The following is a 25545-nucleotide window of genomic DNA, read 5'->3' on the forward strand; positions in this document are numbered from 1 at the left end:
TTATATCATATATCCAACCCAATGCAATATATACCTGTCATTTTGTAATATTTTATTAACAAAAACTCTCTATCACAAAAAAAATAGAGAGTTTTGAGTTTAAATATAGGATTTCAAAATATCGACGAAATCACTTCTCTTCTTAACCGTATAGACCTTGATTCCCAATTTCTCAGCTGCGATTGTATTATCTTCAATATCGTCTAGGAAGACACAATTTCTAGATTATAACTGCTACTTATCGATAGTTACTCATATCCAGCAGTCCACCTCCATACTTATGTGTGAGACTCTCTTTGTATTGTACCTTCATATTCACCTTACAGATTCTTTTGGTAGTAATGTCTTTGCCCAATGTAGGGATAGTCTTGTAAAGTAAAGACTTCCTTGTAGCCATGCCTTTTATAAAAATCTGGAGCTTGAAACTGGTAAGTATTGACAAAAGCAAAATGACAGTTTCGATTCTTAGCTTCAGTTTCTGCTTGTTGCAACAGTTTTGAACCGATTCCTTGCCCTCTCAGTTCCTCTTTTACAAATAAATACTCGATTTCTAGCCAATTTCCAAAAGTCTCTGCTATCAAACCTGCCAGGAGATTGCCCTTATCATCTTCGACATAAAGATTCAGTGGCTCACTTTCAGCCTCTTCTCTTTTTGAACGATTATAAGCACGAATCAGATTCCCTATTTCTTGTGATTTATGGGATTCCTTATTTTCCAATCTAAAGTACATCTAAAACTCCTTAAACACTGTTACAGCTTGATTATAGTCTTATTTCAATAGACTGTCAAACTAGCAAAAACCCACCAACCTGAGTTGATGAGTTTCAAATCTATTTTCTAAATTTCCACTGGCTATAAATACCAAAACCGATAATCCAGATAGCTGAACCGATTGCTCCTACAAATGTAGACTCTTGTAAAAAGAGGGTTACAAAGACAAAGGCAAAGAAGAGCATGGTTAGAGGATTTAGGAAACGATAATGTGGCATAAGGTAGCCATCCGCCATAAAGTCTGGTGACTTGCGGTATTTAAGGTGAGCAACCATAATCAAGATATAAATGGCAATATAGACACCTGATGATGATGCCGTAATCAAGGCAAAGGCATCCGAAACACCTGGCAAGACATTAATAAAGGCTGCTAGGGCAATCAAGATCGCTGAAGCTATGATGGCATTTTGTGGCACATTGTGGCGAGAAAGAGTATCCGCCTTAATCGCCTTTAAGAATGGATTTGGCGAATCATGAGCAATCTGATACAAGTGACGCCCTGTTGAATAAAGGGTTGAATTGAGAGCAGATGCTGCTGAAGTCAAAACGACGAAGTTAATCAAGGCTGCTGCCCACTTGATACCTGCCAATTCAAATACTGTAACAAAAGGAGAATCAGCCGATGCAAGTTCACGCCATGGGATAATGGACATAATGGCCAAGAGAGCTCCACCATAGAAAAAGACGATTCGCAAAGGAATTTCCTTAACGGCTTTTGGCAAGACCTGACGTGGATTTTTGGTTTCAGAAGTTGTTACCCCGATAAACTCAATCATGAGGTAAGCAAAGAAAACCATCTGAAAGGCCATGACAAAGTTCACTCCACCATTAGGAAAGAGGGAGAAATTGTCGGTGATATTGGCCAAACTTGCTACTCCATGAGGTGTCTTAAAGCCAGTCAAGACCATAAAGACTCCTGTGGCGATCATAGCTAAAATAGCCACAATCTTAACCATAGCAAACCAAAACTCAACTTCTCCAAAGAGCTTAACCGCAATCAGATTGACCAAGGCTAAAATGGTCAAAAATCCAATCTCAATCATCCAACTTGGCCAGCTCGGGAACCAAAACTGAACATAGTGAGAGATAGCTGTGATTTCCGCCATACCGATAAAGACAACGGATAGCCAGTAAGACCAAACTGAGAAATAGCCCCAGCCCTTACCCAAATGGCGCGTGATAAAGTTGATAAAGGTATGTTGCTCAGGGTCTTGGTAGAGCATTTCCCCAACCGCACGCATCATGAGGAACATAAAAGCCCCAGTAATCATATAAATCAGTACAATGGACGGACCTGTTAGGCTAATTGAGCGACCCGCTCCCAAAAAGAGTCCTGTTCCGATTGTTCCGGCGATGGCCATAACCTGTACGTGACGATTAGTTAAACCACGCTCCATCTTATTTTTTTTCTTCTTTGAACTCATATAGTCTCCAATTCAATTTAAAATGGAAAAAAGAGTGAGTGAAGCGCACTGCCTCCCCACTCCTTTTTTCTGTTTTTAGGCTGTTTTTTCAACCTTTAAGATTTTTACATCATAGCTACCAACAGGTGTTTCAATGGTTGCTGTATCACCTGTTTTCTTGCCAATCAAGGCTTGTCCAATTGGGCTTTCATTTGAAACTTTACCCGCAAAGGCATCTGCACCGGCTGAACCTACGATAATATAAACTTCTTCTTCGTCCTCACCAATTTCTTGGATAGTCACTGTTTTACCAATCGCTACTTCATCATCGGCAACTGAGTCGCTATTAACGATTTCAGCATAGCGGATTTTTGTTTCCAAGCTAGAGATCTGTCCTTCGACAAAGGCTTGTTCATCCTTAGCTGCTTCGTACTCACTGTTTTCTGAAAGATCACCATATGAACGGGCAATCTTAATACGTTCTACCACTTCTGGTCGGCGGACCAATTTCAATTCTTCTAATTCTTTTTCAAGTTTTTCCTTTTCCGCTAGGGTCATAGGATATGTTTTTTCTGCCATTTTTCTCAACTTTCTTTCGATAGTATTGAATCTCTATCTGAGATTCTCATTGTTGTAGTCTTAGTTTGAACTACTATTTTGAGTAAGTTTGCTATTGACGTGTTCAGCTACATTACGATCATGTTCTTCCTGTGTCACTGCGTAATAGACTTTACCATCTGTAACATTGGCTACAAAGTAGAGGTTCTCACTCTTAGTTTGGTTGATACTTGCTTCAATCGCGTCCTGACTTGGACTATCCACTGGACCAGGCATCAAACCAGGTTTTGTATAAACATTATATGGTGAATTAATCGATGTATCAATTCCAGCGTCATCTGCTAGGCTGATATTTTGACCAAGTTTGCCTTGAGCATACAAGATTGCAATATTGCTTTGAAGTGGCATGCCAAGATTCAAACGGTTGTAGAAAACACCCGCAATCAACTTACGGTCTTCAGTCTTAGCCCCTTCTTTTTCAACAAGTGAAGCAATTGTTAGCAATTCATTGACTGTCAAGTTCTTAGACTTAATTGCACTATAGTGCGGAGTCAATGTTTTATCCATGGCTGCCAACATCTCATCAATCAAGCTTTCAATAGTTGTGCTTTCCTTGATAGAGTAGGTCGCTGGGAAAAGATAACCTTCTAAACGATAACGAGCTCCACTTTCTTTCGTTGGCAAGCTTTCGAGTAGGTTTGGATATTTAGCAACTTCTTGACTAATAAAGTTGTCATCTTGAACTTTAGCCAAGAAAGCTTCCGCTGTCAAAGGTTCTTTAAATTCACCTTGTAATTGGCCTACAGCTTGGGCAATTTGATCAATGGTATATCCTTCTGGAATTGTCAAGTTTGCAAGAGATGGAGCCTGAGGTTCAGGTGTACCACCTTTTTGTAGTTCCTTAATGATGTCTTCTGTACTCATGCTCTTCATCAAGTTATAGTATCCTGATTTGAAATCAGAGTAATTTTTGTATTTAGCATACAAGCTGAAGATAATTCCATGTTTGACCAAACCAGATTTTTCCAAAGAATTCCCAATTTCTTGGACATTGGAACCTTCTGGAATTTGAACAGTCACATATTCCTTAGAATTTGCATCAACAGGTAGCAAGGATGACTGAACATACTGATAACCGAAGTAACCACCTGCTGAAATCAGAGCAAGGAAAATCAGTAGTGAAATGAAGAAAGCCTTCAAATGTGATTTTTTCTTCTTAACAGGTTTAACAGTTTCGCGACGACTACGTCTAGGAACTGAATCTAGGCTATCTGTCGATTCAGCTGACTCAGACAACTCATTATCCACTGCAGGAGTACTAACTTCTTCCTGTTGTCTACTTGTTTTATACGACACCGCAACCTTTGTTGGAATCTCGTTAAATTCTTTGTCTTCGTTAAGTTTTACAGGTTCTACTTTTGGTTGAACTGGCTCGAAAATAGGTTCTACTGGTTCAACTACAGGTTCAACAACCGTTTCAATTTTAGATTCTGCAACTTCTTCATTTGCTGCAATTTCATCCGAAATGTCATTTGAGCGTGATGGAACACTAGGAGCATTCTTTAATATTTGATCCACAACAGAAAGAGAATTAGCCATCAACTCTTCTGCTGAAGGTTCATGTTCCTGAGTTGAAGGAACTACTGAATCTTCTTGAGATAAAGGAGTTTCAAAACTTGTAATCTCATTTTCTTGCTCACTTCTATCTTGTTTTTTTACTCTCTCTAAATCACGTAAAATTTGCTCTTTAAAGCTTAATTTTTCGTCTTCTCTTGTTTTTTCACTCAAAAGTTTATCCTCCTCGTTGACAATCCATAATATTATATCTTAAAAACGAAAGAAAAGCAACCTAGCATGCTTTTCTCGCTTATTTTTTAGCTTCCCAGACCATATCATACCAGGTTTCCCCTGCAAAGGTTGACTGAGACTGGCCTTCATTGACAAATCCATGCTTTTCGTAGTAGGCAATGAGATAGTCATGACAGGTTAGGTTAATGCCTTCTCTTTCGTGTTCAAGAGCCAGCTCTTTCAAAGCTGTTAGCAATTTCTGACCCAGTCCTAGGCCCTGTGCCTCCTTGGCAATGGAAAGACAGGTCACAGAGATATAACCACCCGGCTCATGACTATAATCTTCTATCTCTTCTGTAAAAGACTGATCTTGCAGATGACGGTGTGGTCCAACCGGCCCTTCGATATACCCCATGATTCTGCCTTCTTTTTCTGCAACCAGAAAAGAGGTCTGAATTTCTCGCAAATGAGCCTCAAAAACCGAGCGAGGAATGGCTTCTTCAAGTGAGAAATTTTCTAGTTCAATCTCAACGATACGATCTAAATCTTCTAATCTTGCTTGTCTGATTTTCATTGTGCCTCCAGATAAAAAGGATTAAACCAAATCATACTAAAACCTTGACTAGCTGCATAAAGCGAAGCTACTTCTTCTTCATCAATAAAACCGTTCATTTCAAAATAGGAAAGCAACTCATCAGGACTCTTCAAACGAATAGCTTTGTAATCCTGCTCAACTGCCACCTCTTTCAAAGCCGCAAGAAGAAGCGTTCCCAAACCCTGTCTCTGATGGTCGGCCTCGATGACTAAAGAATGTACTTCTAGACATTGCGGATTGTGGGACTGAGGACCGCCTAGAATATAACCCAACAGCTGATTTTCATCCCTAGCTAGAAGAAAGGTATCCGCAGACTTACGGATACTTTCTTCTAAAATATGGGAAGGTTGCTGCTTTTCAGCTGGAAAAGATGAAGACTGAAGTTCCTCTATCTCAGCCAAATCAGACTTACTTGCCTGAATGATCTTAATTGGAATTTCCATGGGAAAATCCTATTGAACATTGCTTGTCAAATTTGACAAGAGTCGCTCAAATGAGTATTCATAGGTTTGGATATCTCCTGCTCCCATAAAGACATAAACAGCATTGTCATGGTCTAGGAGTGGAGAAACATTTTCAACAGTGATAACTTGGTGTTTCTTATTGATTTTATTGGCTAGGTCTTCTACCTTAACATCACCATGGTCTACTTCACGAGCTGACCCATAAATTTGCGCTAGGTAAACAGCATCCGCTTGGTTCAAAGCGTGGGCAAAGTCGTCCAATAAAGCGATTGTTCTTGTAAAAGTATGCGGTTGGAAGACTGCTACGATTTCCTTACTTGGGTATTTCTGACGAGCTGCATCCAAGGTAGCAATAATTTCTGTTGGATGGTGGGCAAAGTCATCGATAATAACTGTGTCATTGACAATTTTCTCAGTGAAACGACGCTTAACACCTGCAAATGTTTTCAAGTGTTCACGCACCAAGTTCAAATCAAATCCTGCTGTGTAAAGAAGACCAATAACGGCTGTCGCATTCATGATATTGTGACGACCAAAGGTTGGAATGTGGAATTGCCCTAATTCTTGACCACGGAAATGAACGGTGAAGGTTGAACCAGTTGTTGAACGAAGAAGATCACTAGCGACAAAGTCATTACCTTCTGCTTCAAAACCATAATAATAAATTGGAGCATCAGACGTAATCTTACGCAATTCAGCATCTTCACCGTAGATAAACAAACCTTTGGTAATTTGTTTAGCATAGTCGTTAAAGGCATTGAAAACATCCTCTAGACTTGTGAAATAGTCTGGATGGTCAAAGTCAATGTTGGTGATAATAGAGTATTCTGGATGGTAAGGCATGAAGTGGCGCTCATATTCGTCAGATTCAAAGACAAAATATTTGGCATTGGCTGATCCACGACCTGTCCCGTCTCCAATCAAGAAGCTGGTGTCCGTAATGTGAGACAAGACATGAGACAACATCCCTGTAGTTGAAGTTTTTCCGTGTGCTCCAGCAACTCCCATGCTAACAAAGTCACGCATAAAGCTACCTAGGAACTCATGGTAACGCTTGTAGCTGATGCCATTTTGGTCCGCATAGGCAATTTCGACGTTGTTATCTGGACGAAAGGCATTTCCAGCGATGATTTCCATATCACCGTCTAGATTCTTTTCATCAAAAGGAAGAATGGTAATTCCTGCCTGCTCAAGACCACGTTGAGTAAAGTAGTATTTTTCAACATCTGATCCTTGAACCTTGTGCCCCATTTGGTGCAACATCAAGGCCAAGGCACTCATCCCTGATCCCTTAATTCCGATAAAATGATATGTCTTTGACATGTTTTCTCCCCTATTCCGTAATTCTTGTCAGATTCAACTCTTGGGCAACCCGACGTTCTTGTTCTTTTTGTTGATTCTTTTTATTGTAGATTTGGCTCTTCTTCAGAAAATCATAGTTGTTTTTCTTTGGTCCTGAAGTTTCTTTTGGCTCAGCTTGAGTCGAAATATTGCTCACTTCTTCCGCCAAGATGTAATGAGACTGGGTCAATTTTTGACTATATTTAACAAATTCACCAGGATTTTCCTTTTGGAAAGGCGCAGTAGGTTGATTGCCCTGTCTAACTAGACTTGGCTTAGAATGGTGTCTTGTAGGAGTAATATCCTTGGTCAGATAACTTGCTGATCGTTTCTTTTTCAAGTCCGCACGCGCTTCTTCACGCGCCACCTCAGCATAGCTCTTTCCTTCTTTTTTAACCCCTAACCCAGCCTTCTTAGGTTTCTCTACTGGCTTTTCAAGCGGTTTAACTGGTTTTTCTTCAGTAATAGGGGCCCACTCCAGATAATTCTTATCACGGTATTCTCCCTTGATATTACTGATAAAGTCAGATTCATCATAGAGGTCCATAACCGGCATTTCAGTCAGCATGACCTCATCATCTGACACCAATGGAAATCGTTCTTCTCTCATTTTCTATTTCCTTTCAACACTTCATTATAGCGTATTGTCTTGATTTTTCAAGTGCTGGCTTCAGAAATTCCCAAAATTTCTCTAATTTCTGCTAGGGTCAGACTGCCACGTGACTCTGTTCCATCCAATACTTGTGACACCAGATGTTTCTTTTGTTCTTGGAGTTCCTGAATTTTTTCTTCAATGGTTCCCCTAGTCACTAAGCGATAAACCTCAACCGTTTCTTCCTGACCCATCCGATGGGCACGGCCAATAGCTTGCGCTTCCACCGCAGGATTCCACCAAAGGTCAACCAAAATAACCGTATCAGCACCTGTCAGATTCAGACCGACACCACCAGCCTTGAGGGAAATCAGAAAGGCATCTCTTTCCCCTTGGTTAAAGGCTTTGGTCATATCTTGTCTTTCCTTGGCTGGGGTCGAACCGGTAATTTTAAAGGAAGTCAAGCCCAAGTCTGGCAATTCTTGTTCAATTTTCTCCAACATTCCCTTGAACTGCGAGAAAATCAAGACACGGTGTCCGCCGTCTGCCACCTGTAGTAGCAGGTCTCGAAGACTATCCAGTTTGCCACTGGCTCCCTGATAATCTTCCATAAAGAGGGCAGGAGTGTCACAGATTTGACGCAAGCGCATCAGACCAGACAAGATTTCCACCCGACTTCGCTGAAATTCCTGATCTGACACTTGAGCCAGACGGTCTCGCATCTGTTGCAACTGGGCTAGGTAGATAGCCTTCTGCTGGTCTTCCAGTTCATTTTTATAAACCACTTCGATTAAGTCTGGTAATTCAGTCAGAACTTCTTCTTTCTTACGTCGCATCACGAAAGGTTTGATAAACTGAGCTACGCGCTCAGCTGGTAATTTCATAAATTCTTTCTTGCTTGGCAAAAGTTCCGGCATGACGATTTGGAAAATAGACCACAACTCACCCAGATGGTTTTCAATCGGAGTTCCTGACAAGGCAAAAACTGACGGCACCACAAATTGTCTCAAGGTCTGGGCAATCTTAGTTTGGGCATTTTTCATGACCTGAGCCTCATCTAAGAAAAGGAAGTCAAAGGCCATCCCCTGATAAAGCTCACTGTCCTGACGGAAGGTAGCATAACTCGTCACATAGATTTGATGGCTCTCAGCAAGAATCTCTTCACGACTAGCTTTCAAGCCATGAACAACAGCCACATCCAACTGTGGAGCAAATTTCTGAAATTCATCTGCCCAGTTGTAAATCAAACCTGACGGCGCTAAAATCAAAACCCGACTTTCTTTGGTCACTTGACTGGTCAAAAAAGCAATGGTCTGAAGAGTTTTACCAAGTCCCATATCATCAGCTAAAATCCCACCAAAACCATAATGATTGAGCATCTGCAACCAGCCGATTCCCTTTTCCTGATAATCTCGCAAATCAGCCTGAACCTGAGTTGCTTGTCTAGGGAAGTCCTCTGGATGCGTCAAATCGTGAGCCAGATTCTGGAATTCTTGTGAAAAAGAAACACGGTCTCGCCCTTCAAAAAGATAAGCTAAACTATAAGCCAAAGATTTTCGAGCCTGCAAGGCCCCATCTTTTAACTCAAATTGCCCCAGTTCCTGTAGATTTTGTCGAATTTTCTTGGTTTCTTCATCGAAAAAGTAGACCTGATTGGACGAATCAATGTAAAAATCTTGATTGGCAACCAAGGCCTGCATGGCTTGATCAATTTCCTCTTGGGCAATATCTTGAAAATCAAACTGGATTTCCAAGAGACCTCCCTTGGAGGCAATCTGCACTTGAGGACTCGCCAGACTATAAAGTTCTTCGAGCTTATCTGATAGGTCAACATCCCCGAGTTTTTCAAAGATTGGAATGATTTCGTGGAAGAAATGATAAACAGACTCTGCTTTTAGGGCCTGACGCCAAGATTGAAAATCGGCTTCAAAGCCAGCTGCCAAACAGACTTGGAAAACTCTTTCTTCTAAGTCCGCGTCACTCGAAAAGGGTAATTCTTCTAGCTCTTGTCGGTTAGAGACCTGCCTATCCCCATAATCAAACTGAATTTCTAAACGAATCCGATTATCTTCTTCCCTGTCAAAGTAAAAAGAGGGCACAAAGGATTTGATTTGTAAGCGTTCTGGAGCTGAAACGGTGCCCATCTGGCTAAAAAGAGTTAAACAAGAAGCCAATTTATCGCGGTCACTGCTATCAAATTGCAGGTATTTCTTTCCATCGTGAGCCAAAGGCAACGCTTTGATTTCTTTGAGAAGACGCATTTGCTGGTCTGTTAGAAAATAAACCTGTCCTTTATGGAACAGCACAGCTCCCTGATAAAAGGCATTGACCCTGGGGCTCTCGCTGATTTCCATTTCAAAATAGTCCGAGTATTCTGTTACTGTAAAGGTAAAGAGATTGGCATCAGCATGCATATCCTGAAAAAGCAGAGTCTGATAACTATCCACTTGGTGGTCAAATTGAAAATGAGGCAAGGTCATCAGTAAATTCACACCCTGCTCAAAAAAGGTCAGAGGGAAAAAGAGATGCCGACCTTGGTTTTGGAAAAAGAGGTCTGGTGCCAATCCTTCCTCCATTAGTCCCTGCAAGAAAGTCAAAAGTTCTTGACTTTCCTCATTAAAGGCTTCCCAAGATAGAGACTCCTCATAAGTTTTACCAATCATATAAGGTTTTCTCTTCTCGACAACTCTTAAAAAAAGCGGAATATCCCGAATGACGTAGTATTTTTGGCTATTGATTTGGCCGATTCTCAGCGTCCACAAGATATGATTGGTTCCTGCTTCCACCTGCCCCACAGCCGATAATTCATAGGCACGTTCTGATTTTGGAGACAAGATTCGGTCCAAAAATTTGCCACCCAAGGTCACCTTGGTTTCAACGGCCTCTTTTTCTTCATGACCTTCTTCCAGACTCTGCAAGATTTCCTGACCACGCTCATCATTTTTTAGAAAATGCTCCAGCGCTGCCAAATGCACACAGTAGCCCCTCTTTTGGAAAAAATCGCAGGCACAAAAAACCAAATCATCCTCTAAACTATAGCGCAGTTCTTCTTCTGCAACGCGAGTGTAGAGCCGATTGTTCTTTTCCTTGATGATGTCAACCTTACCAGTTTCATAAAGGGCAACGCCTTCGATACGGACTTTCCCCGGAATCAATTTAGCCATATTTTCACCTTTACCTTATCTTTTTATTATACCATATTTTCACCTATGAAAATAGCCTCCTAGGAAGACTTTTCTCCTAGAAGGCTGGATTATTAAAGTTTGGCAAAAGTCGCCACAATCCGCTGACAAACTTCTTGCAACAGAGTTTTAGGCATGGCTACATTGAGGCGGGCATGGAGACTTCCTTCCTCCCCAAAATCCAAACCACGGTTGAGGATAACCTTAGCTTCATTTCTCAACAGCTCTTGCAATCTTTCATCAGTCAGGTCATAGGCTGAAAAATCAAGCCAAATCAAGTAGGTTCCTTGCGGTTTCATGACCTTGATTTTAGTCTCTTTTCCAAATACATCTACCACATAATTGATGTGGTCTTCAAAGACTTGCTTAAGTTCCTCTAACCAATCCTTACCATAGCGATAGGCAGCTTCTGTCGCCAAATAACCCAAACCTGAAATTTCATGTTGATTATTAGCCAACTGGCGTTTCTGGTAAGCCAGTCTCAACTTAGGATTTTCAATAACTGCATAGGAATTTTTTGTCCCAGCAATGTTAAAGGTTTTAGTGGCACTGCTCAAGACAATCGCAAAATCTTTGAAGGCAGGATTAATGGTATTGAAGGAATGATGCTTGTGACCAAAGAGGGCCAAATCTTGGTGAATCTCATCCGAAACCAAGAAAACACCGTGTTTTTGGCAGAGTTGGCCAATCTTCTCCAACACTTCCTTTTCCCAAACACGTCCACCAGGATTGTGAGGATTGCAGAGAATATAGAGTTTGACCTCTTCTTCCACCAAATCCTTCTCCAGTTGATCAAAGTCAATCTCAAACAGACCATCCTTTTCCACCAAAGAATTAGTAATCAATCTGCGGTTGTTCAACTTAACACTGCGTGCAAAGGGGGGATAGACAGGTGTGTTAATCAAAACCGCTTCGCCTTCTTTTGTAAAGGATTGAATAGCTGTTGAGATGGCTGGTACCACACCCTCGATAAAGACAAGAGCCTCTTTGTCAAAGTGGTAACCGTGTTGTGTGGCTTCCCACTTTTGAACTTCCTTAATTAACTCTTCACTGGCATAGGTATAGCCATAAACCAGTTGATCAGCGTAAGTTTGCACAGCTTGGCGGATTTCAGGCAAGACTACAAAGTCCATATCCGCTATCCAAGCTGGTAGGACTTCACTATCCGTTTCTGCTTCTTTCCATTTATAGGTATGGTGCCCTAAACGATTGGGCAGGCTTGTAAAATCATATTTTCCCATCTTTGTCTTATCCTTCCAAGGCTTGACGCAAATCTGCAATCAAATCTCTAGCATCCTCAATCCCAATCGACAAGCGCAAGAGGTCATCTGTCAAACCATAAGAATGGCGCACTTCTGCTGGAATATCGGCATGAGTTTGAGTCGTTGGATAAGTAATGAGACTTTCTACCCCACCCAAACTTTCCGCAAAAGAGAAGACCTTGAGGCTGTTTAAAATGTGAGGAATGCGTGTTTCATCCGCTACTTTAAAGGAAATCATGCCTCCACGACCAGTGTAGAGAACTTCCTTAACTGCTGGAGAATCCTTCAAAAAGGCAACCACTTCTTGGGCGTTAGCTGTTGAGCGCTCCATACGAAGAGACAAGGTCTTGAGACCACGAATCAATTGATAACTGTCAAATGGAGACAAGACTGCCCCTGTCGTATTGAGATTGTAGAAAAGCTTTTCGTATAATTCTACACTATTGGTCACAACAACTCCAGCCAAGACATCATTGTGGCCTGCTAGATACTTGGTTGCTGAATGAAGAACGATATCTGCTCCATCTTCAATCGGACGTTGGTAGATAGGGCTGTAGAAGGTATTGTCCACCACTACTTTGGCACCCTTAGCATGAGCTAATTTGGCTAGTTTTTCGATATCAAATTCCAACATCAAAGGATTGGTTGGTGTTTCGATATAGAGAACATCCACGTCCTTTTCTAACTCGGCAATCAATTCTTCTTCTGTATTGGCATAGTTAAAATGGAAACGGCCTTCCTGCTCCACTTGGTTAAACCAGCGGAAAGAACCACCATAAAGGTCACGGACAGCCAAGACCTTACTTCCTACTGGAAAGACGCTAAAGGCCAGTACAATTGCTGACATTCCTGAGCTAGTCGCTAGGGCATAGTCTGCTGACTCAATAGCCGCCAAGACTTCTTCCGCCTTACTACGAGTTGGGTTTTTGGTGCGCGTATAGTCAAATCCAGTAGATTTACCAAACTCTGGATGCTGATAGGTCGTTGAAAAATGAAGCGGTGTCACCAATGCACCTGTCGCTTCATCTGACTTAATACCCGCCTGGGCCAAAATTGTGTTAATGTGTAATTTCTTGCTCATACAATACCTCCAAATCTATAGTAACTATTGTACCACTTATTTTCATCAACTCATTTTCTTCTTTTCAAGAGCTAGTTATAGTTTCAAACTATACACTTATACTCTTCGAAAATCAAATTCAAACCACGTCAGCGTCGCCTTACCGTACTCAAGTACAGCTTGCGGCTAGCTTCCTAGTTTGCTCTTTGATTTTCATTGAGTATAAGATTGTAAGTGAAGGAGTGTGACATGAAAAAGTGGTGGAAAGAGCTGATAGACAAGCCTTTAGTAAAAGCCTTTTTGCATTATTATCAAGCATCAGATAGTGAGTTGACCAGTGTCGCAGTAGCCTACTATTGGTTGATTTCGATTTTTCCACTTCTTTTGGTGGTGGTTAATATCCTCCCTTATTTTCAGATTCCAGTTTCTAATTTTTTAAAGGTTGTCAATGAATTTTTGCCAGATACAGTCTATGATGTGGTTGCAAAGATTATAACAGAAGTGCTGACCCAACCGTCAACGGGCTTATTGAGTTTTGCGGTTTTGTCAGCCCTCTGGACCTTTTCAAAATCCATGAATTTCCTACAGAAAGCCTTTAATAAAGCTTACGGAGTAGCAAAAAATCGTGGAATGATTTCCCATCAGCTTATGAGTTTGTTTGTCAGTTTTGGTTTGCAGATTCTCTTTGCTTTAGCTCTGTTTTTGAGTGTCTTTGGCCGTATGCTCCTCAACCTTGTCAAAAGCTATTGGAAATCGGATAGTCCTCTCTTTGATTATCTGCAAGACCTAACAGGCCCTTTGGTCTATGCCTTGATTTTTGCCATCCTGGTCATGCTCTACTATTTTCTACCCAATGTTAAGGTGCGAAGGATTCGCTCTGTATTGCCAGGTAGTGCCTTTGTCTTGTTGACCCTGGTCTTACTACTCAATATCTTTTCAGTCTATGTTAACAATTATGTCAATCACCTAGTGGACGTGCGTTTTTTCAGTTCCGTCGTCGTGGTGGTCATGATGTTCTGGTTTATTCTCATCGCTAAGATTTTGATTATCGGCGCGGTGATCAATGCCAGTGTACAGAGCTTGAAAGATCCGAGCTTTAGAATAAATTAACTTCATTTTTTATTCATTACAAAACGCATATTATCAAGCATTATAAAATCTTGATAATATGCGCTTTTTGATTGTGAAAATTAATAGATAAACATGGCATCGCCAAAACTGAAGAAGCGGTAGTGTTCTTGGATGGCATGATGGTAGGCATCTAAGACTAATTCACGGCCTGCAAAGGCAGAAACCAACATGACCAGAGTTGATTTTGGCAGGTGGAAGTTGGTTGAGAAGGCATCCACGACCTTCCACTCATAGCCAGGTTTGATAAAGATATTGGTCCAGCCAGAATCAGCCTGGATTTGCCCATCAAACTTGGAACCAATAGTTTCCAAGGTGCGGATAGAAGTAGTTCCGACAGCGATGATACGACCACCATTTTCTTTGACAGAGCGAAGGGTACTAGCAGCCTCCTCAGAAAGCTGGTAGAATTCTGAGTGCATTTCGTGTTCGTCCAGATTGTCAACTGAAACAGGTCTAAAGGTTCCGAGTCCGACATGAAGAGTCAAATAGACTAGATGAACACCCTTAGCTTGGATTTCTGCCAGCAATTCTTTGGTGAAGTGCAGTCCAGCAGTAGGTGCTGCAGCAGAGCCACTTTCCTTGGCATAAACGGTTTGATAGCGTTCACGGTCATCCAGTTTTTCGTGGATATAAGGCGGTAGCGGCATTTCTCCCAGACTTTCCAAAACTTCTAGGAAAATTCCTTGGTATTCAAAGCGGACAATGCGGCCCCCGTGAGTCAATTCTTCCGTAACAACAGCGCTGAGACGGCCATCACCAAAGCTAACGCGAGTGCCGACCTTGAGGCGTTTGGCAGGTTTTGCCAGAACTTCCCACTCGTCTCCATCAGTATTTTTGAGCAGGAGAAGTTCCACATGGCCTCCTGTCTCCTCTTTTTGACCATAGAGGCGGGCAGGGAGAACGCGGGTGTCGTTCATGACAAGGGCATCACCAGGTTCCAGCATATCAATAATAGAGTGGAAGTGTTTATCCTGCATTTCTCCCGTCTCACGGTTGACGATAAGGAGTTTAGAGGCATCTCGTTTTTCAAGGGGGGTTTGGGCAATCAATTCCTCTGGTAAGTGGAAATCAAAATCAGCTGTATTCATATATCTGTTCATTCTTTCTAAGTTCTAATCCTATCCATTATAACATGTTTCAAGTTTGGACGCTCTTTTTTTGAAAATTAAATCGTTTTCACTTGACAAAAATTGGTCTATACCATATAATAAATATAGACAGAAATGGAGGATGAAAAGATGAAAGTTATTAAAGTTGAAAACCAAGTTGAAGGTGGAAAAGTTGCTTTTGAGATTTTGAAGGAAAAATTAGCCAATGGTGCTCAAACATTGGGACTTGCGACAGGAAGCAGTCCACTTGAATTTTACAAGGAAATTGTTGAAAGTGACCTCGATTTTTCAAATTTAACCAGTGTCAACCTTGATGAGTATGTAGGCCTTGATGGCGACAATCCTCAGTCTTATCGTCACTTCATGCAAGAAAACTTGTTCAACCAAAAACCATTTAAAGAAAGTTTCTTGCCTCGTGGGGTTAAGGACAATGCTGAAGCTGAAGTTGAACGCTACAACCAAGTTTTGGCTGACCATCCAGTTGACCTCCAAATTTTGGGAATCGGTCGCAATGGACATATCGGATTTAATGAACCCGGTACTCCATTTGACAGTCAAACTCACCTTGTAGAACTTGACAAGTCTACTATTGAAGCAAACGCACGTTTCTTTGACAAGATTGAAGACGTCCCAACTCAAGCCATTTCAATGGGGATTAAAAATATCTTGGATGCCAAGTCAATCCTTCTATTTGCTTATGGTGAGTCGAAAGCAGAAGCCATTGCAGGAACAGTGTCTGGCCCAGTGACTGAGAACCTACCAGCAAGTAGCCTCCAAAATCACCCTGATGTGACCATCATTGCAGATGCTGAAGCGCTCAGCTTGTTAGAAAAATAAAAAAATGAACTCTTTCAGTTTCTCTATTTAATTGATGCTTTCAAGACTTGAATAAATGGCAAAAAAATCAAAATTAAACCGGATTTTTTCTTGACAATTATTCCTTTTACGTGTAGAATAGAATAGATCTTGAACTTGAAGGGAGTGAAAAAAATGTCTAAAACAGTAGTACGTAAGAATGAATCTCTTGACGACGCACTTCGTCGTTTCAAACGTGCGGTTACTAAAGCTGGTACTCTTCAAGAAACACGCAAACGTGAATTCTATGAAAAACCTTCTGTAAAACGTAAACGTAAATCAGAAGCAGCTCGTAAACGTAAAAAATTCTAATTAGAAATGAAAGGCTGGAGAAATCTAGTCTTTTTTCTTTTAATACTCTTCGAAAATCAAATTCAAACCACGTCAACGTCGCCTTGCCGTACTCAAGTACAGCCTGCGGCTAGTTTCCTAGTTTGCTCTTTGATTTTCATTGAGTATAAATAAATACTTCAAAGCCTGCAAAAATCTGAAACTTCTAAGGACAATTTGATATAATAGTAAAAAGAACTCGATTGAAGGAGGAAATGATGTCGGTTTTAGTAAAAGAAGTGATTGAAAAGCTTAGACTAGACATTGTCTATGGCGAACCAGAATTACTTGAAAAGGAAATTAATACCGCGGACATTACGCGACCTGGTCTTGAAATGACGGGCTATTTTGACTATTATACGCCTGAGCGGATTCAACTTTTGGGAATGAAGGAGTGGTCCTATCTCGTTTCGATGTCCTCTCACAACCGTTACCAAGTCTTGAAAAAAATGTTTCTACCTGAGACACCTGCGGTTATTGTTGCTCGTGGTTTGGTGGTTCCTGAGGAGATGCTAAAGGCAGCTAGAGAATGTAAGATTGCTATTTTAACTAGCCGTACGGCGACCAGTCGATTGTCTGGAGAGTTATCTAGCTATTTGGATTCTCGTTTGGCAGAACGTACCAGTGTGCACGGTGTCTTGATGGATATCTATGGTATGGGTGTCTTGATTCAGGGCGATAGTGGAATTGGTAAAAGTGAGACAGGTCTAGAGCTTGTCAAACGTGGTCACCGCTTGGTAGCAGATGATCGCGTAGACATCTTTGCCAAGGACGAGATTACCCTTTGGGGTGAACCGGCTGAAATCTTGAGACACCTGATTGAAATTCGTGGGGTTGGGATTATCGATGTTATGAGCCTCTACGGTGCGAGTGCCGTCAAGGATTCTTCACAAGTCCAGTTGGCTGTTTATTTGGAAAATTACGATACACATAAAACTTTTGATCGTCTTGGAAACAATGCAGAGGAACTTAAAATTTCTGGCGTAGCCATTCCTCGTATCCGCATTCCAGTTAAAACAGGTCGTAATATTTCTGTTGTGATTGAGGCTGCTGCCATGAATTATCGTGCCAAGGAAATGGGCTTTGATGCGACTCGTTTGTTCGAAGAACGCTTGACCAATCTCATTGCTCAAAACGAGGAGGTGCCTAATGTTTGATCCAATTGCGATTCATCTAGGCCCTCTAGCCATTCGTTGGTATGCCTTGTGTATTGTGACAGGCTTGATTCTTGCGGTTTATTTGACCATGAAAGAAGCACCTAGAAAGAAGATCATACCAGACGATATTTTAGATTTCATCCTGATAGCTTTTCCTTTGGCTATTTTAGGAGCACGTCTCTATTATGTTATTTTCCGTTTTGATTACTATAGTCAGAACTTGGGAGAAATTTTTGCCATTTGGAATGGTGGTTTGGCTATTTACGGTGGTTTGATAACTGGGGCTATTGTACTCTATATCTTTGCTGATCGTAAACTCATCAATACTTGGGATTTCCTAGATATTGCGGCGCCTAGTGTCATGATTGCCCAAAGTTTGGGTCGCTGGGGTAATTTCTTTAACCAAGAAGCTTATGGTGCAGCAGTGGATAATTTGGATTATCTACCTGGCTTTATCCGTGACCAGATGTATATTGAGGGGAGCTACCGTCAGCCGACCTTCCTTTATGAGTCACTATGGAATCTGCTTGGCTTTACCTTGATTCTGATACTCAGACGAAAATGGAAGAGTATCAGACGAGGTCATATCACTGCTTTTTACTTGATTTGGTATGGTTTCGGTCGAATGGTCATCGAAGGCATGCGGACAGATAGCCTTATGTTCTTTGGTCTTCGAGTGTCTCAATGGCTATCAGTTGTCCTTATCGGTCTCGGTATTTTTATCATTTTTTATCAAAATCGAAAGAAAGCCCCTTTCTATATTACAGAGGAGAAAAACTAAATGTTAGAAGTTGCATATATTCTTGTAGCCCTTGCTTTGATTGTATTTTTAGTGTATCTAATCATTACTGTACAAAAGCTTGGTCGTGTTATTGACGAAACAGAAAAGACAATTAAAACCTTGACTTCAGATGTGGATGTGACCTTACATCATACCAATGAATTGCTGGCTAAGGTCAATGTCTTGGCAGATGATATCAATGTCAAGGTGGCAACAATTGATCCACTCTTTAGTGCCGTTGCAGATTTATCTCTATCTGTTTCAGACCTCAATGACCATGCGCGTGTCTTGAGTAAGAAAGCTTCATCAGCTGGTTCAAAAACACTCAAGACTGGAGCAAGTTTGTCAGCTCTTCGTCTTGCAAGTAAATTTTTCAAAAAATAAAAAAGGAGAATTCTTATGGGTAAACTATCCTCAATCCTTTTAGGAACCGTTTCAGGTGCAGCTCTTGCCTTGTTTTTAACAAGCGACAAGGGCAAACAAGTTTGCAGTCAGGCTCAAGATTTTCTAGATGATTTGAGAGAAGATCCTGAGTATGCCAAGGAGCAGGTCTGTGAAAAACTGACAGAAGTCAAGGAGCAGGCTACAGATTTTGTTCTTAAAACCAAAGAACAGGTTGAGTCAGGTGAAATCACTGTTGACAGCGTACTTGCTCAAGCTAAATCATGTGCTCGTCAAGCGACAGAAGCATCAAAAGATCGATTCAATAATCTCAAGGAGCAATGGCAAGAAAAAGCCGAAACTCTTGATGAATCAGAAGAGATTGTTATTGATATAACAGAAGAATAAACCATCACCATCTCTGGACGGACTATATGTCTGGGGATGGTGATTTTTTTCTCGTAGCCTGTCTTTGTGGTATAATAATTACTATGCAGAAAAAACCAACGTCAGCCTATGTGCACATCCCGTTTTGTACCCAGATTTGTTATTATTGTGACTTTTCAAAAGTTTTTATCAAGAATCAGCCAGTAGATAGTTATTTGGAACATCTGTTAGAAGAGTTTCAATCTTATGATATTCAAAAATTGCGAACTCTCTACATTGGTGGTGGGACACCAACAGCTTTGTCGGCTCCACAACTGGAAGTATTACTGGATGGCTTGACTAAAAACTTGGACTTGCCTGTTTTAGAAGAGTTGACCATTGAAGCCAATCCAGGCGACTTGGATACAGACAAGATAGCTGTTTTGAAAAACTCGGCTGTCAATCGTGTGTCGCTAGGTGTGCAGACATTTGATGACAAGATGCTGAAAAAGATTGGGCGCAGTCATTTGGAGAAGGATATTTATGAAAATATTGACCGTCTGAAACTGGCTGGTTTTGGCAATATCTCCATCGATTTGATTTATGCGCTGCCAGGTCAGACTATGGAGCAGGTCAAGGAAAATGTGGCTAAGGCCATTGGACTGGATATTCCCCATATGAGTTTGTATAGTTTGATTTTAGAAAACCATACGGTCTTTATGAACCGTATGAGACGAGGGAAATTGCCTCTGCCTAAGGAGGAACTAGAAGCTGAGATGTTTGAGTACATCATTGCTGAGCTGGAGCGAGCTGGTTTTGAGCATTATGAGATTTCTAATTTCTCCAAGCCCGGTTTTGAAAGTCGCCACAATCTCATGTACTGGGACAATGCCGAGTATTATGGTATCGGTGCGGGTGCTTCAGGTTATGTGAACGGGGTACGTTATAAAAACCACGGTCCTATCCGCCACTATCTCAATGCGGTAGAGGCAGGAAATGCTCGGATAACAGAAGAACACCTGAGTCAAAGGGAGCAGATGGAAGAAGAAATGTTTCTAGGACTCCGAAAGAAATCTGGGGTTTCTATGGCGCGATTCGAGGAAAAATTCGGACGATCCTTTGATGGACTTTATGGAAAAATTGTCAGGGACTTGACACAACAAGGTCTTATGCAGATCGATGGTGATCGTGTCCGAATGACAAAGAGAGGTCTCTTTTTAGGAGACACCGTAGCAGAACGATTTATTTTGGAGTAGAACAATGGGTTTAACTTATCAGATGAAAATGAAAATTCCTTTTGATATGGCGGATATGAATGGTCATATCAAACTTCCAGATGTGATTTTGCTGTCCCTGCAAGTATCAGGTATGCAATCGATTGAGCTGGGAGTCAGTGACAAGGACGTCTTGGAACGCTACAATCTGGTCTGGATTATCACGGATTATGAGATTGACGTGGTACGTTTGCCTCGCTTTGCTGAGGAGATTACGATTGAAACGGAAGCCTTGAGCTACAACCGTCTTTTTTGCTATCGTCGCTTCACTCTCTATGATGAAGCAGGTCAAGAAGTGATTCGTATGATGGCAACCTTTGTTCTCATGGACCGCGATAGTCGGAAAGTTCATGGAGTCGAAGCGGAAATTGTTGCTCCTTACCAGTCTGAGTTTGATAAAAAACTCATCCGTGGGCCAAAGTATACAAATCTAGAAAACCCGATCAGTAAAGACTACCATGTTCGTTTTTACGACTTGGATATGAATGGTCATGTCAATAATAGTAAATACCTAGATTGGATTTTTGAGGTTATGGGGGCCGATTTTCTAACCAACTATATTCCAAAGAAAATCAATCTCAAGTATGTTAAAGAAGTGCGACCAGGTGGCATGATTGCCTCAGCTTATGAACTCAAGGGACTAGAAAGCAAGCATCAGATTATCAGTGATGCCGAAATCAATGCCCAAGCTATGATTACTTGGCAAGAAATTGAAGCGCATTAGAAAGGACGATATGGCTTATAAAGGTTATTTAATTGATTTAGACGGAACCATTTACAAGGGGAAGGACCGGATTCCAGAGGGAGAGGCTTTTGTGCATGAATTGCAAAAACGAGAGATTCCCTATCTCTTTGTGACCAACAATACAACTCGTACTCCTGAGAGCGTTCAAGAAATGTTGGCTAAGAATTTTAATATCAACACGCCTTTATCAACTGTCTACACGGCAACTTTGGCAACCATCGACTATATGAATGACTTGGGACTTGAAAAGACCGTCTATGTTATCGGAGAATCAGGTCTCAAAGAAGCCATCAAGGCGGCTGGTTATGTGGAAGACAAGAGAAATCCTGCCTATGTGGTAGTTGGACTGGACTGGCAAGTGGACTATGAAAAATTTGCCAAAGCAACTCTTGCGATTCAAAAAGGCGCCCACTTTATCGGAACCAACCCTGACCTCAACATCCCGACAGAACGAGGGCTTTTGCCAGGTGCTGGTTCACTGATTACGCTACTTGAAGTAGCAACACGAGTGAAGCCTGTTTATATTGGAAAACCAAATGCTATCATTATGGACAAGGCGGTTGAGCACTTAGGTTTAGAACGTGAAGAGTTGATTATGGTTGGAGATAACTATTTGACTGATATTCGAGCTGGGATTGATAATGGCATTCCAACGCTCTTGGTGACGACAGGTTTTACCAAGTCAGAAGAAGTGGCAGACCTGCCAATCGCACCTACTCATGTAGTTTCTAGTCTAGCGGAGTGGGATTTTGATGAAAACTAAACTGACCTTTTGGGGCTCTATGCTCTTTCTCCTCTCCCTCTCAATCCTTATGACTATTTATCTGGCTTGGATTTTCTATCCGCTGGAAGTTCAGTGGCTGAACTTAACGAATCGGGTCTATCTAAAATCAGAAACTATTCAATACAACTTTCATATCTTGATGAATTACCTGACCAATCCTTTTAGTCAGGTCTTGCAGATGCCTGATTTTCGTTCGTCAGCTGCTGGGCTACACCATTTTGCAGTGGTCAAGAACCTCTTTCACCTGGTTCAATTAGTTGCCCTTGTGACACTACCAAGTTTCTATTTTTTTGTGAAAGGAATTGTGAAAAAGGGATTTTTATCTTTATTCAGTAAGGGGCTTTTGACTCTAGTAGTCTTGCCTGTTCTGATTGGTCTCGGGGGAGTTTTGATTGGTTTTGACCAATTCTTTACTCTTTTCCATCAAATTCTCTTTGTGGGAGATGATACCTGGCTTTTTGATCCAGCCAAGGATCCTGTTATTCTGATTTTGCCAGAGACCTTTTTCCTTCATGCCTTCCTCCTCTTTTTTGCCCTCTATGAAAGCTTCTTTGGCTATCTTTATCTGAAAAGTCGTAGGAAATAATACTAAAGATATTCTTATTTTGCATAAATCAATTAGGTATGTGATTCGAAACTATTGTCAAGAATGAATTAATCAAATCCAAAAAGAGTTAATCGTTCGCAAACAGTCTATTTTTCTTGAAAAAATAGGCTTTTTTTCTAAAAATCTCTAGTCAAGCGCTTTATTTTTTTGTATAATAGAAGTAGCAAAGTATAGATAAGAAGAGAAAAGCATGATTACACTATTTCTATCACCGAGCTGTACTTCATGTCGTAAGGCGAAGGCCTGGTTAGAAAAACATAAGGTGCCCTTTGAGGAGCACAATATTATGACCAGTCCTTTAACGAGAAAAGAATTGCAACACATTCTTTCCTTGACCGAAAATGGTACTGATGACATCATTTCAACTCGTTCAAAAATTTTTCAAAAATTAGATATTGATGTAGAAAGTATTTCGGTATCAGAATTGCTTCATTTGATTGAGCAGTACCCTAGTCTTTTGCGTCGTCCCATTATTATTGATGCCAAACGCATGCAAATTGGTTTTAATGAAGATGAGATTCGTGCTTTTCTCCCTCGTAGTTACCGTAAGCAAGAACTAAAAGAAGCAAGAATGAGAGCTGGTATTAGTTAATGAACAAACAGTATAGTTACCCACTAGATTTGTCGTGGAGCACTGAAGAACTTGCTTCAGTGCTTTCTTTTTTTAATGATGTTGAAGCTGCCTATGAAGGCAAGGTAGAGGCTAAAAAGTTACTGGACTCCTATAAGGGATTCAAAGCGGTCGTGCCAAGCAAGAGCGAAGAAAAACGTTTGGGACGAGAATTTGAAACAGTTAGTGGCTATTCGCTTTATCGAGCAGTTCAGACTGCCAAGGAAAAAGGGGAAGGGAAGATTTCTCTTGGAAAGTAAATTTGAATTTGCTAAAGAGCTTGTCAATAAGGCGGGTCAGTACATTCTTGACCATATGCAGGAAGACTTGTGTGTTGAAACCAAGTCCTCTCCAACAGATTTGGTGACCAGACTGGACAAGGAAGTTCAGGAACTCTTGGTTAGTGAGATTTTGTCTCGTTATCCTGAGGATAAGATTTGTGCTGAAGAAGGGTGTCTGCGAGCCTCGGTTAAAGAGGGTAAGGTTTGGGTCATTGATCCCATCGATGGGACCAATAATTTTGTGGCCCAGCAGGAAGATTTTGCTGTCATGATGGCTTATTTTGAAAATGGTCAGGGACAGTTTGGTCTGATTTATGATGTGGTCAAAGGGGATTGTTACCACGGTGGTGGGGAATTTCCAGTTTGTCTAAATGATAGGCCCCTAGCTCCCTTTAAAGCAAAACCACTTGGAGATTTCCTTATTGCAGGGAATAGTGGTATGCTGGAAACCAATGAATGGGGTCTGGCTGATTTGGGTCGAGCGGTCCTCGGTGTACGTGTCTATGGGAGTGCGGCCATTAGTTTTGCCAAGATTTTGTCAGGGCGTTTGTTGACCTATGTCACCTATCTGCAACCATGGGATTATGCCGCTGCAAGTATTTTAGGGGAAAGTCTGGGCTATCGGGTTGTGACCCTATCTGGTCAACCGCTTGATTTTCAAACCAGACAACCGGTCATGATGTTACCTCTTGAGATGCAGGAGGAAATTCAGTCCTATATTTACGAAAGGAAAAGAACTTAGATGCAATTTCCAGAAGGATTTGTTGAAAAATATGAAGAGATATTAGGAGATGAGGCAAGAGATTTTCTTGCCTCTTTTGAGGAGGAAGCGGTTTCGGCTTTTCGGATCAATCCTTTAAAAGAAGCGACAGTTTCCTTTCCTGATGCCATTCCTCAAACTCCTTGGGGCCACTATGGGAAGGTTTCAGGGAAATCGCCTGAGCATGCTACAGGGTTGGTTTATTCGCAAGAACCCGCTGCTCAGATGGTTGCTCAGGTAGCCCAGCCCAGCCCTGGTATGAAGGTCTTGGATTTGGCAGCTGCACCGGGTGGTAAATCAACTCAATTAGCAGCCTATCTAGCAGGGGAGGGTCTCCTTGTTTCCAATGAAATTTCAAGCAAACGGGCTAAGATTTTAGTAGAAAACATGGAGCGCTTTGGAGCGACAAATATTGTGGTGACCAATGAATCTGCTGACCGTTTGGCCAAGGTTTTTAAGGGCTATTTTGACCTCATTGTCCTTGATGCCCCTTGCTCTGGTGAAGGGATGTTCCGTAAGCAACCAGATGCTATGGACTATTGGAGTCTTGATTATCCGAGTCAATGTGCAAGTTTGCAAAGAGAAATTCTAGCGGATGCGGTGACCATGCTAGCTGAAGGTGGTCGCTTGGTTTATTCAACCTGTACCTGGGCTCCCGAGGAAAACGAGGAGATTGTCAATTGGCTACTGGAAGAGTATGATTTTGACTTGCTGCCAGTTGAACATATCAATGGAATGGTAGCTGGTATTGACCTGCCAGAAACGGCTCGGATGTATCCTCATCATTTTAAGGGAGAGGGGCAATTTGTAGCCCATTTGCAATTTAAAGGTGAAAATCCCGCCCCTAAATTTAAGGTAAGTAAGAGCAATCTCAGTCGTGAACAAGTTATCTTGTGGCAGGAATTTGCCCAAAAACATTTGAAGGTCAATCTACCGGGTATCTTGCAGACTTTTGGAGACCAGCTTTATCTCTTGCCAGAACTCTTGCCAGATTTAGGAAAACTCAAGATTGCTCGGAATGGTCTGCATTTGGGTACTTTTAAGAAGAAACGCTTTGAACCCAGTTTCGCTCTTGGTCTAGCCTTGAAACCGAGTCAGGTCAAGCAGTCAGTTGAAATTGACCAAGAAGCGTTTGTAAAGTATGTGGCTGGAGAAACCGTTCAGCTGGCGGAAAGTCTGCCAAATGGTTGGTACCAAGTTTTGGTTCAAGGCAATGGTTTGGGCTTTGCTAAGGTGACTGGAAATGTTTTGAAAAATTATTTTCCTAAAGGCCTCAGATTCAAGTGAAAATGCTAGTCAAAGTAGCTTGTCTATGTTATAGTGGAAGTATGGATTTTTTTCAAATTATCTTTCATTT

Annotated in this window: 27 protein-coding genes; 15 read left to right on the top strand and 12 right to left on the bottom strand. The window is 41.4% G+C overall.

Going from position 1 to position 25545, the window contains the following annotated elements; genetic code table 11:
• Window positions 1–320 precede the first annotated feature (320 nt).
• The 11 genes from B7697_RS03015 to B7697_RS03065 all read right to left on the bottom strand — a co-directional run bounded on the left by B7697_RS03015 (window position 321) and on the right by B7697_RS03065 (window position 13038).
• On the bottom strand, window positions 321–731 hold the full coding sequence (locus B7697_RS03015) for a GNAT family N-acetyltransferase (protein ID WP_084950288.1): 411 nt from the start codon (window positions 729–731) through the stop codon (window positions 321–323).
• 100 nt (window positions 732–831) lie between these two features.
• Entirely contained in the window at window positions 832–2196 is a 1365-nt protein-coding gene (locus B7697_RS03020; RefSeq protein ID WP_020903458.1) for an amino acid permease, read from the bottom strand.
• A gap of 75 nt (window positions 2197–2271) precedes the next feature.
• The gene (gene greA, locus B7697_RS03025; protein ID WP_000818748.1) at window positions 2272–2754 is read right to left on the bottom strand and encodes a transcription elongation factor GreA; all 483 of its coding nucleotides are present in this window, start codon (window positions 2752–2754) and stop codon (window positions 2272–2274) included.
• 60 nt (window positions 2755–2814) lie between these two features.
• Window positions 2815–4521 (bottom strand): endolytic transglycosylase MltG, encoded by a 1707-nt coding sequence (gene mltG / locus B7697_RS03030; RefSeq protein WP_084950290.1) that lies wholly within the window; start codon window positions 4519–4521, stop codon window positions 2815–2817.
• Window positions 4522–4600: 79 nt separating this feature from the next.
• On the bottom strand, window positions 4601–5095 hold the full coding sequence (locus tag B7697_RS03035) for a GNAT family N-acetyltransferase (RefSeq protein WP_084950292.1): 495 nt from the start codon (window positions 5093–5095) through the stop codon (window positions 4601–4603).
• A complete protein-coding gene (locus B7697_RS03040) occupies window positions 5092–5559 on the bottom strand; it encodes a GNAT family N-acetyltransferase (protein ID WP_084950294.1) in 468 nt (155 codons plus the stop codon). Before B7697_RS03040 ends, B7697_RS03035 begins: the two co-directional genes overlap by 4 nt.
• Before the next feature lie 9 nt (window positions 5560–5568).
• Window positions 5569–6903, bottom strand: a complete 1335-nt coding sequence (gene murC, locus B7697_RS03045; RefSeq protein ID WP_045607324.1) for a UDP-N-acetylmuramate--L-alanine ligase — start codon at window positions 6901–6903, stop codon at window positions 5569–5571.
• Between the two features lie 10 nt (window positions 6904–6913).
• Window positions 6914–7531, bottom strand: a complete 618-nt coding sequence (locus tag B7697_RS03050) for a divisome accessory protein ZapJ (RefSeq protein ID WP_070529128.1) — start codon at window positions 7529–7531, stop codon at window positions 6914–6916.
• Between the two features lie 47 nt (window positions 7532–7578).
• A complete protein-coding gene (locus B7697_RS03055) occupies window positions 7579–10677 on the bottom strand; it encodes a pilus expression-regulating Snf2 family helicase (protein WP_084950296.1) in 3099 nt (1032 codons plus the stop codon).
• Between the two features lie 92 nt (window positions 10678–10769).
• The gene (locus B7697_RS03060; RefSeq protein WP_033681564.1) at window positions 10770–11936 is read right to left on the bottom strand and encodes a MalY/PatB family protein; all 1167 of its coding nucleotides are present in this window, start codon (window positions 11934–11936) and stop codon (window positions 10770–10772) included.
• A 7-nt stretch (window positions 11937–11943) separates the two neighbouring features.
• Window positions 11944–13038: a cystathionine gamma-synthase gene (locus B7697_RS03065; RefSeq protein ID WP_033681563.1), complete on the bottom strand. Its 1095-nt coding sequence runs from the start codon at window positions 13036–13038 to the stop codon at window positions 11944–11946.
• Between the two features lie 228 nt (window positions 13039–13266).
• Between B7697_RS03065 and B7697_RS03075 the strand changes: the two genes are divergently transcribed.
• Window positions 13267–14127, top strand: coding sequence for a YihY/virulence factor BrkB family protein (locus B7697_RS03075; protein ID WP_084950298.1), 861 nt, complete (start codon window positions 13267–13269; stop codon window positions 14125–14127).
• A gap of 80 nt (window positions 14128–14207) precedes the next feature.
• Here the strand turns inward: B7697_RS03075 and queA are convergent, their stop codons facing one another.
• Window positions 14208–15236 carry a tRNA preQ1(34) S-adenosylmethionine ribosyltransferase-isomerase QueA gene (gene queA, locus B7697_RS03080; RefSeq protein ID WP_084950300.1) on the bottom strand — a complete coding sequence of 343 codons (1029 nt, stop codon included), beginning with the start codon at window positions 15234–15236 and terminating at the stop codon, window positions 14208–14210.
• A gap of 150 nt (window positions 15237–15386) precedes the next feature.
• Between queA and B7697_RS03085 the strand changes: the two genes are divergently transcribed.
• The 14 genes from B7697_RS03085 (at window position 15387) to B7697_RS03150 (ending at window position 25475) form a co-directional block, all read left to right on the top strand.
• Complete coding sequence (locus B7697_RS03085) at window positions 15387–16094, top strand: glucosamine-6-phosphate deaminase (protein WP_084950302.1); 708 nt, start codon at window positions 15387–15389, stop codon at window positions 16092–16094.
• A 153-nt stretch (window positions 16095–16247) separates the two neighbouring features.
• Entirely contained in the window at window positions 16248–16424 is a 177-nt protein-coding gene (rpsU, locus tag B7697_RS03090) for a 30S ribosomal protein S21 (RefSeq protein ID WP_000048054.1), read from the top strand.
• Between the two features lie 236 nt (window positions 16425–16660).
• Window positions 16661–17599: an HPr(Ser) kinase/phosphatase gene (gene hprK, locus B7697_RS03095; RefSeq protein WP_192851464.1), complete on the top strand. Its 939-nt coding sequence runs from the start codon at window positions 16661–16663 to the stop codon at window positions 17597–17599.
• Window positions 17592–18380, top strand: a complete 789-nt coding sequence (lgt, locus tag B7697_RS03100; RefSeq protein WP_084950305.1) for a prolipoprotein diacylglyceryl transferase — start codon at window positions 17592–17594, stop codon at window positions 18378–18380. The genes hprK and lgt overlap by 8 nt, the downstream gene beginning before the upstream one ends.
• Complete coding sequence (locus tag B7697_RS03105; protein WP_000895040.1) at window positions 18381–18764, top strand: DUF948 domain-containing protein; 384 nt, start codon at window positions 18381–18383, stop codon at window positions 18762–18764.
• 15 nt (window positions 18765–18779) lie between these two features.
• Entirely contained in the window at window positions 18780–19169 is a 390-nt protein-coding gene (locus B7697_RS03110) for a YtxH domain-containing protein (protein WP_000517381.1), read from the top strand.
• Between the two features lie 83 nt (window positions 19170–19252).
• Window positions 19253–20383, top strand: coding sequence for a radical SAM family heme chaperone HemW (hemW, locus tag B7697_RS03115; RefSeq protein ID WP_084950307.1), 1131 nt, complete (start codon window positions 19253–19255; stop codon window positions 20381–20383).
• A 4-nt stretch (window positions 20384–20387) separates the two neighbouring features.
• Window positions 20388–21125 carry an acyl-[acyl-carrier-protein] thioesterase gene (locus B7697_RS03120; protein ID WP_070527022.1) on the top strand — a complete coding sequence of 246 codons (738 nt, stop codon included), beginning with the start codon at window positions 20388–20390 and terminating at the stop codon, window positions 21123–21125.
• Window positions 21126–21135: 10 nt separating this feature from the next.
• Complete coding sequence (locus B7697_RS03125) at window positions 21136–21909, top strand: TIGR01457 family HAD-type hydrolase (protein ID WP_084950309.1); 774 nt, start codon at window positions 21136–21138, stop codon at window positions 21907–21909.
• Window positions 21899–22516, top strand: a complete 618-nt coding sequence (locus tag B7697_RS03130) for a TIGR01906 family membrane protein (RefSeq protein ID WP_070527029.1) — start codon at window positions 21899–21901, stop codon at window positions 22514–22516. The genes B7697_RS03125 and B7697_RS03130 overlap by 11 nt, the downstream gene beginning before the upstream one ends.
• A gap of 211 nt (window positions 22517–22727) precedes the next feature.
• A complete protein-coding gene (locus B7697_RS03135) occupies window positions 22728–23129 on the top strand; it encodes a Spx/MgsR family RNA polymerase-binding regulatory protein (protein WP_000631254.1) in 402 nt (133 codons plus the stop codon).
• The gene (locus tag B7697_RS03140; protein ID WP_001041977.1) at window positions 23129–23407 is read left to right on the top strand and encodes a UPF0223 family protein; all 279 of its coding nucleotides are present in this window, start codon (window positions 23129–23131) and stop codon (window positions 23405–23407) included. Before B7697_RS03135 ends, B7697_RS03140 begins: the two co-directional genes overlap by 1 nt.
• Window positions 23397–24170 carry an inositol monophosphatase family protein gene (locus B7697_RS03145; protein ID WP_000444054.1) on the top strand — a complete coding sequence of 258 codons (774 nt, stop codon included), beginning with the start codon at window positions 23397–23399 and terminating at the stop codon, window positions 24168–24170. Before B7697_RS03140 ends, B7697_RS03145 begins: the two co-directional genes overlap by 11 nt.
• Window positions 24171–25475, top strand: coding sequence for an RsmF rRNA methyltransferase first C-terminal domain-containing protein (locus B7697_RS03150; RefSeq protein WP_084950312.1), 1305 nt, complete (start codon window positions 24171–24173; stop codon window positions 25473–25475).
• The last annotated feature ends 70 nt before the right edge of the window (window positions 25476–25545 follow it).

The organism is Streptococcus mitis (assembly GCF_002096895.1).
GTDB classification, from domain to species: domain Bacteria; phylum Bacillota; class Bacilli; order Lactobacillales; family Streptococcaceae; genus Streptococcus; species Streptococcus mitis_AH.

Excerpts from the sequence above, each read along its gene's own strand:
- B7697_RS03040 (WP_084950294.1), bottom strand. The coding sequence starts at position 5,559 with ATGGAAATTCCAATTAAGATCATTCAGGCAAGTAAGTCTGATTTGGCT.
- queA (WP_084950300.1), bottom strand. The coding sequence starts at position 15,236 with ATGAATACAGCTGATTTTGATTTCCACTTACCAGAGGAATTGATTGCC.
- B7697_RS03105 (WP_000895040.1), top strand. The coding sequence starts at position 18,381 with ATGTTAGAAGTTGCATATATTCTTGTAGCCCTTGCTTTGATTGTATTT.
- B7697_RS03020 (WP_020903458.1), bottom strand. The coding sequence starts at position 2,196 with ATGAGTTCAAAGAAGAAAAAAAATAAGATGGAGCGTGGTTTAACTAAT.
- B7697_RS03065 (WP_033681563.1), bottom strand. The coding sequence starts at position 13,038 with ATGAGCAAGAAATTACACATTAACACAATTTTGGCCCAGGCGGGTATT.
- B7697_RS03130 (WP_070527029.1), top strand. The coding sequence starts at position 21,899 with ATGAAAACTAAACTGACCTTTTGGGGCTCTATGCTCTTTCTCCTCTCC.
- B7697_RS03015 (WP_084950288.1), bottom strand. The coding sequence starts at position 731 with ATGTACTTTAGATTGGAAAATAAGGAATCCCATAAATCACAAGAAATA.
- B7697_RS03135 (WP_000631254.1), top strand. The coding sequence starts at position 22,728 with ATGATTACACTATTTCTATCACCGAGCTGTACTTCATGTCGTAAGGCG.
- B7697_RS03055 (WP_084950296.1), bottom strand. The coding sequence starts at position 10,677 with ATGGCTAAATTGATTCCGGGGAAAGTCCGTATCGAAGGCGTTGCCCTT.
- B7697_RS03060 (WP_033681564.1), bottom strand. The coding sequence starts at position 11,936 with ATGGGAAAATATGATTTTACAAGCCTGCCCAATCGTTTAGGGCACCAT.
- B7697_RS03120 (WP_070527022.1), top strand. The coding sequence starts at position 20,388 with ATGGGTTTAACTTATCAGATGAAAATGAAAATTCCTTTTGATATGGCG.
- murC (WP_045607324.1), bottom strand. The coding sequence starts at position 6,903 with ATGTCAAAGACATATCATTTTATCGGAATTAAGGGATCAGGGATGAGT.
- B7697_RS03140 (WP_001041977.1), top strand. The coding sequence starts at position 23,129 with ATGAACAAACAGTATAGTTACCCACTAGATTTGTCGTGGAGCACTGAA.
- hprK (WP_192851464.1), top strand. The coding sequence starts at position 16,661 with ATGTCGGTTTTAGTAAAAGAAGTGATTGAAAAGCTTAGACTAGACATT.
- B7697_RS03125 (WP_084950309.1), top strand. The coding sequence starts at position 21,136 with ATGGCTTATAAAGGTTATTTAATTGATTTAGACGGAACCATTTACAAG.
- B7697_RS03085 (WP_084950302.1), top strand. The coding sequence starts at position 15,387 with ATGAAAGTTATTAAAGTTGAAAACCAAGTTGAAGGTGGAAAAGTTGCT.
- hemW (WP_084950307.1), top strand. The coding sequence starts at position 19,253 with ATGCAGAAAAAACCAACGTCAGCCTATGTGCACATCCCGTTTTGTACC.
- B7697_RS03150 (WP_084950312.1), top strand. The coding sequence starts at position 24,171 with ATGCAATTTCCAGAAGGATTTGTTGAAAAATATGAAGAGATATTAGGA.
- B7697_RS03110 (WP_000517381.1), top strand. The coding sequence starts at position 18,780 with ATGGGTAAACTATCCTCAATCCTTTTAGGAACCGTTTCAGGTGCAGCT.
- rpsU (WP_000048054.1), top strand. The coding sequence starts at position 16,248 with ATGTCTAAAACAGTAGTACGTAAGAATGAATCTCTTGACGACGCACTT.
- lgt (WP_084950305.1), top strand. The coding sequence starts at position 17,592 with ATGTTTGATCCAATTGCGATTCATCTAGGCCCTCTAGCCATTCGTTGG.
- B7697_RS03075 (WP_084950298.1), top strand. The coding sequence starts at position 13,267 with ATGAAAAAGTGGTGGAAAGAGCTGATAGACAAGCCTTTAGTAAAAGCC.
- B7697_RS03035 (WP_084950292.1), bottom strand. The coding sequence starts at position 5,095 with ATGAAAATCAGACAAGCAAGATTAGAAGATTTAGATCGTATCGTTGAG.
- greA (WP_000818748.1), bottom strand. The coding sequence starts at position 2,754 with ATGGCAGAAAAAACATATCCTATGACCCTAGCGGAAAAGGAAAAACTT.
- B7697_RS03050 (WP_070529128.1), bottom strand. The coding sequence starts at position 7,531 with ATGAGAGAAGAACGATTTCCATTGGTGTCAGATGATGAGGTCATGCTG.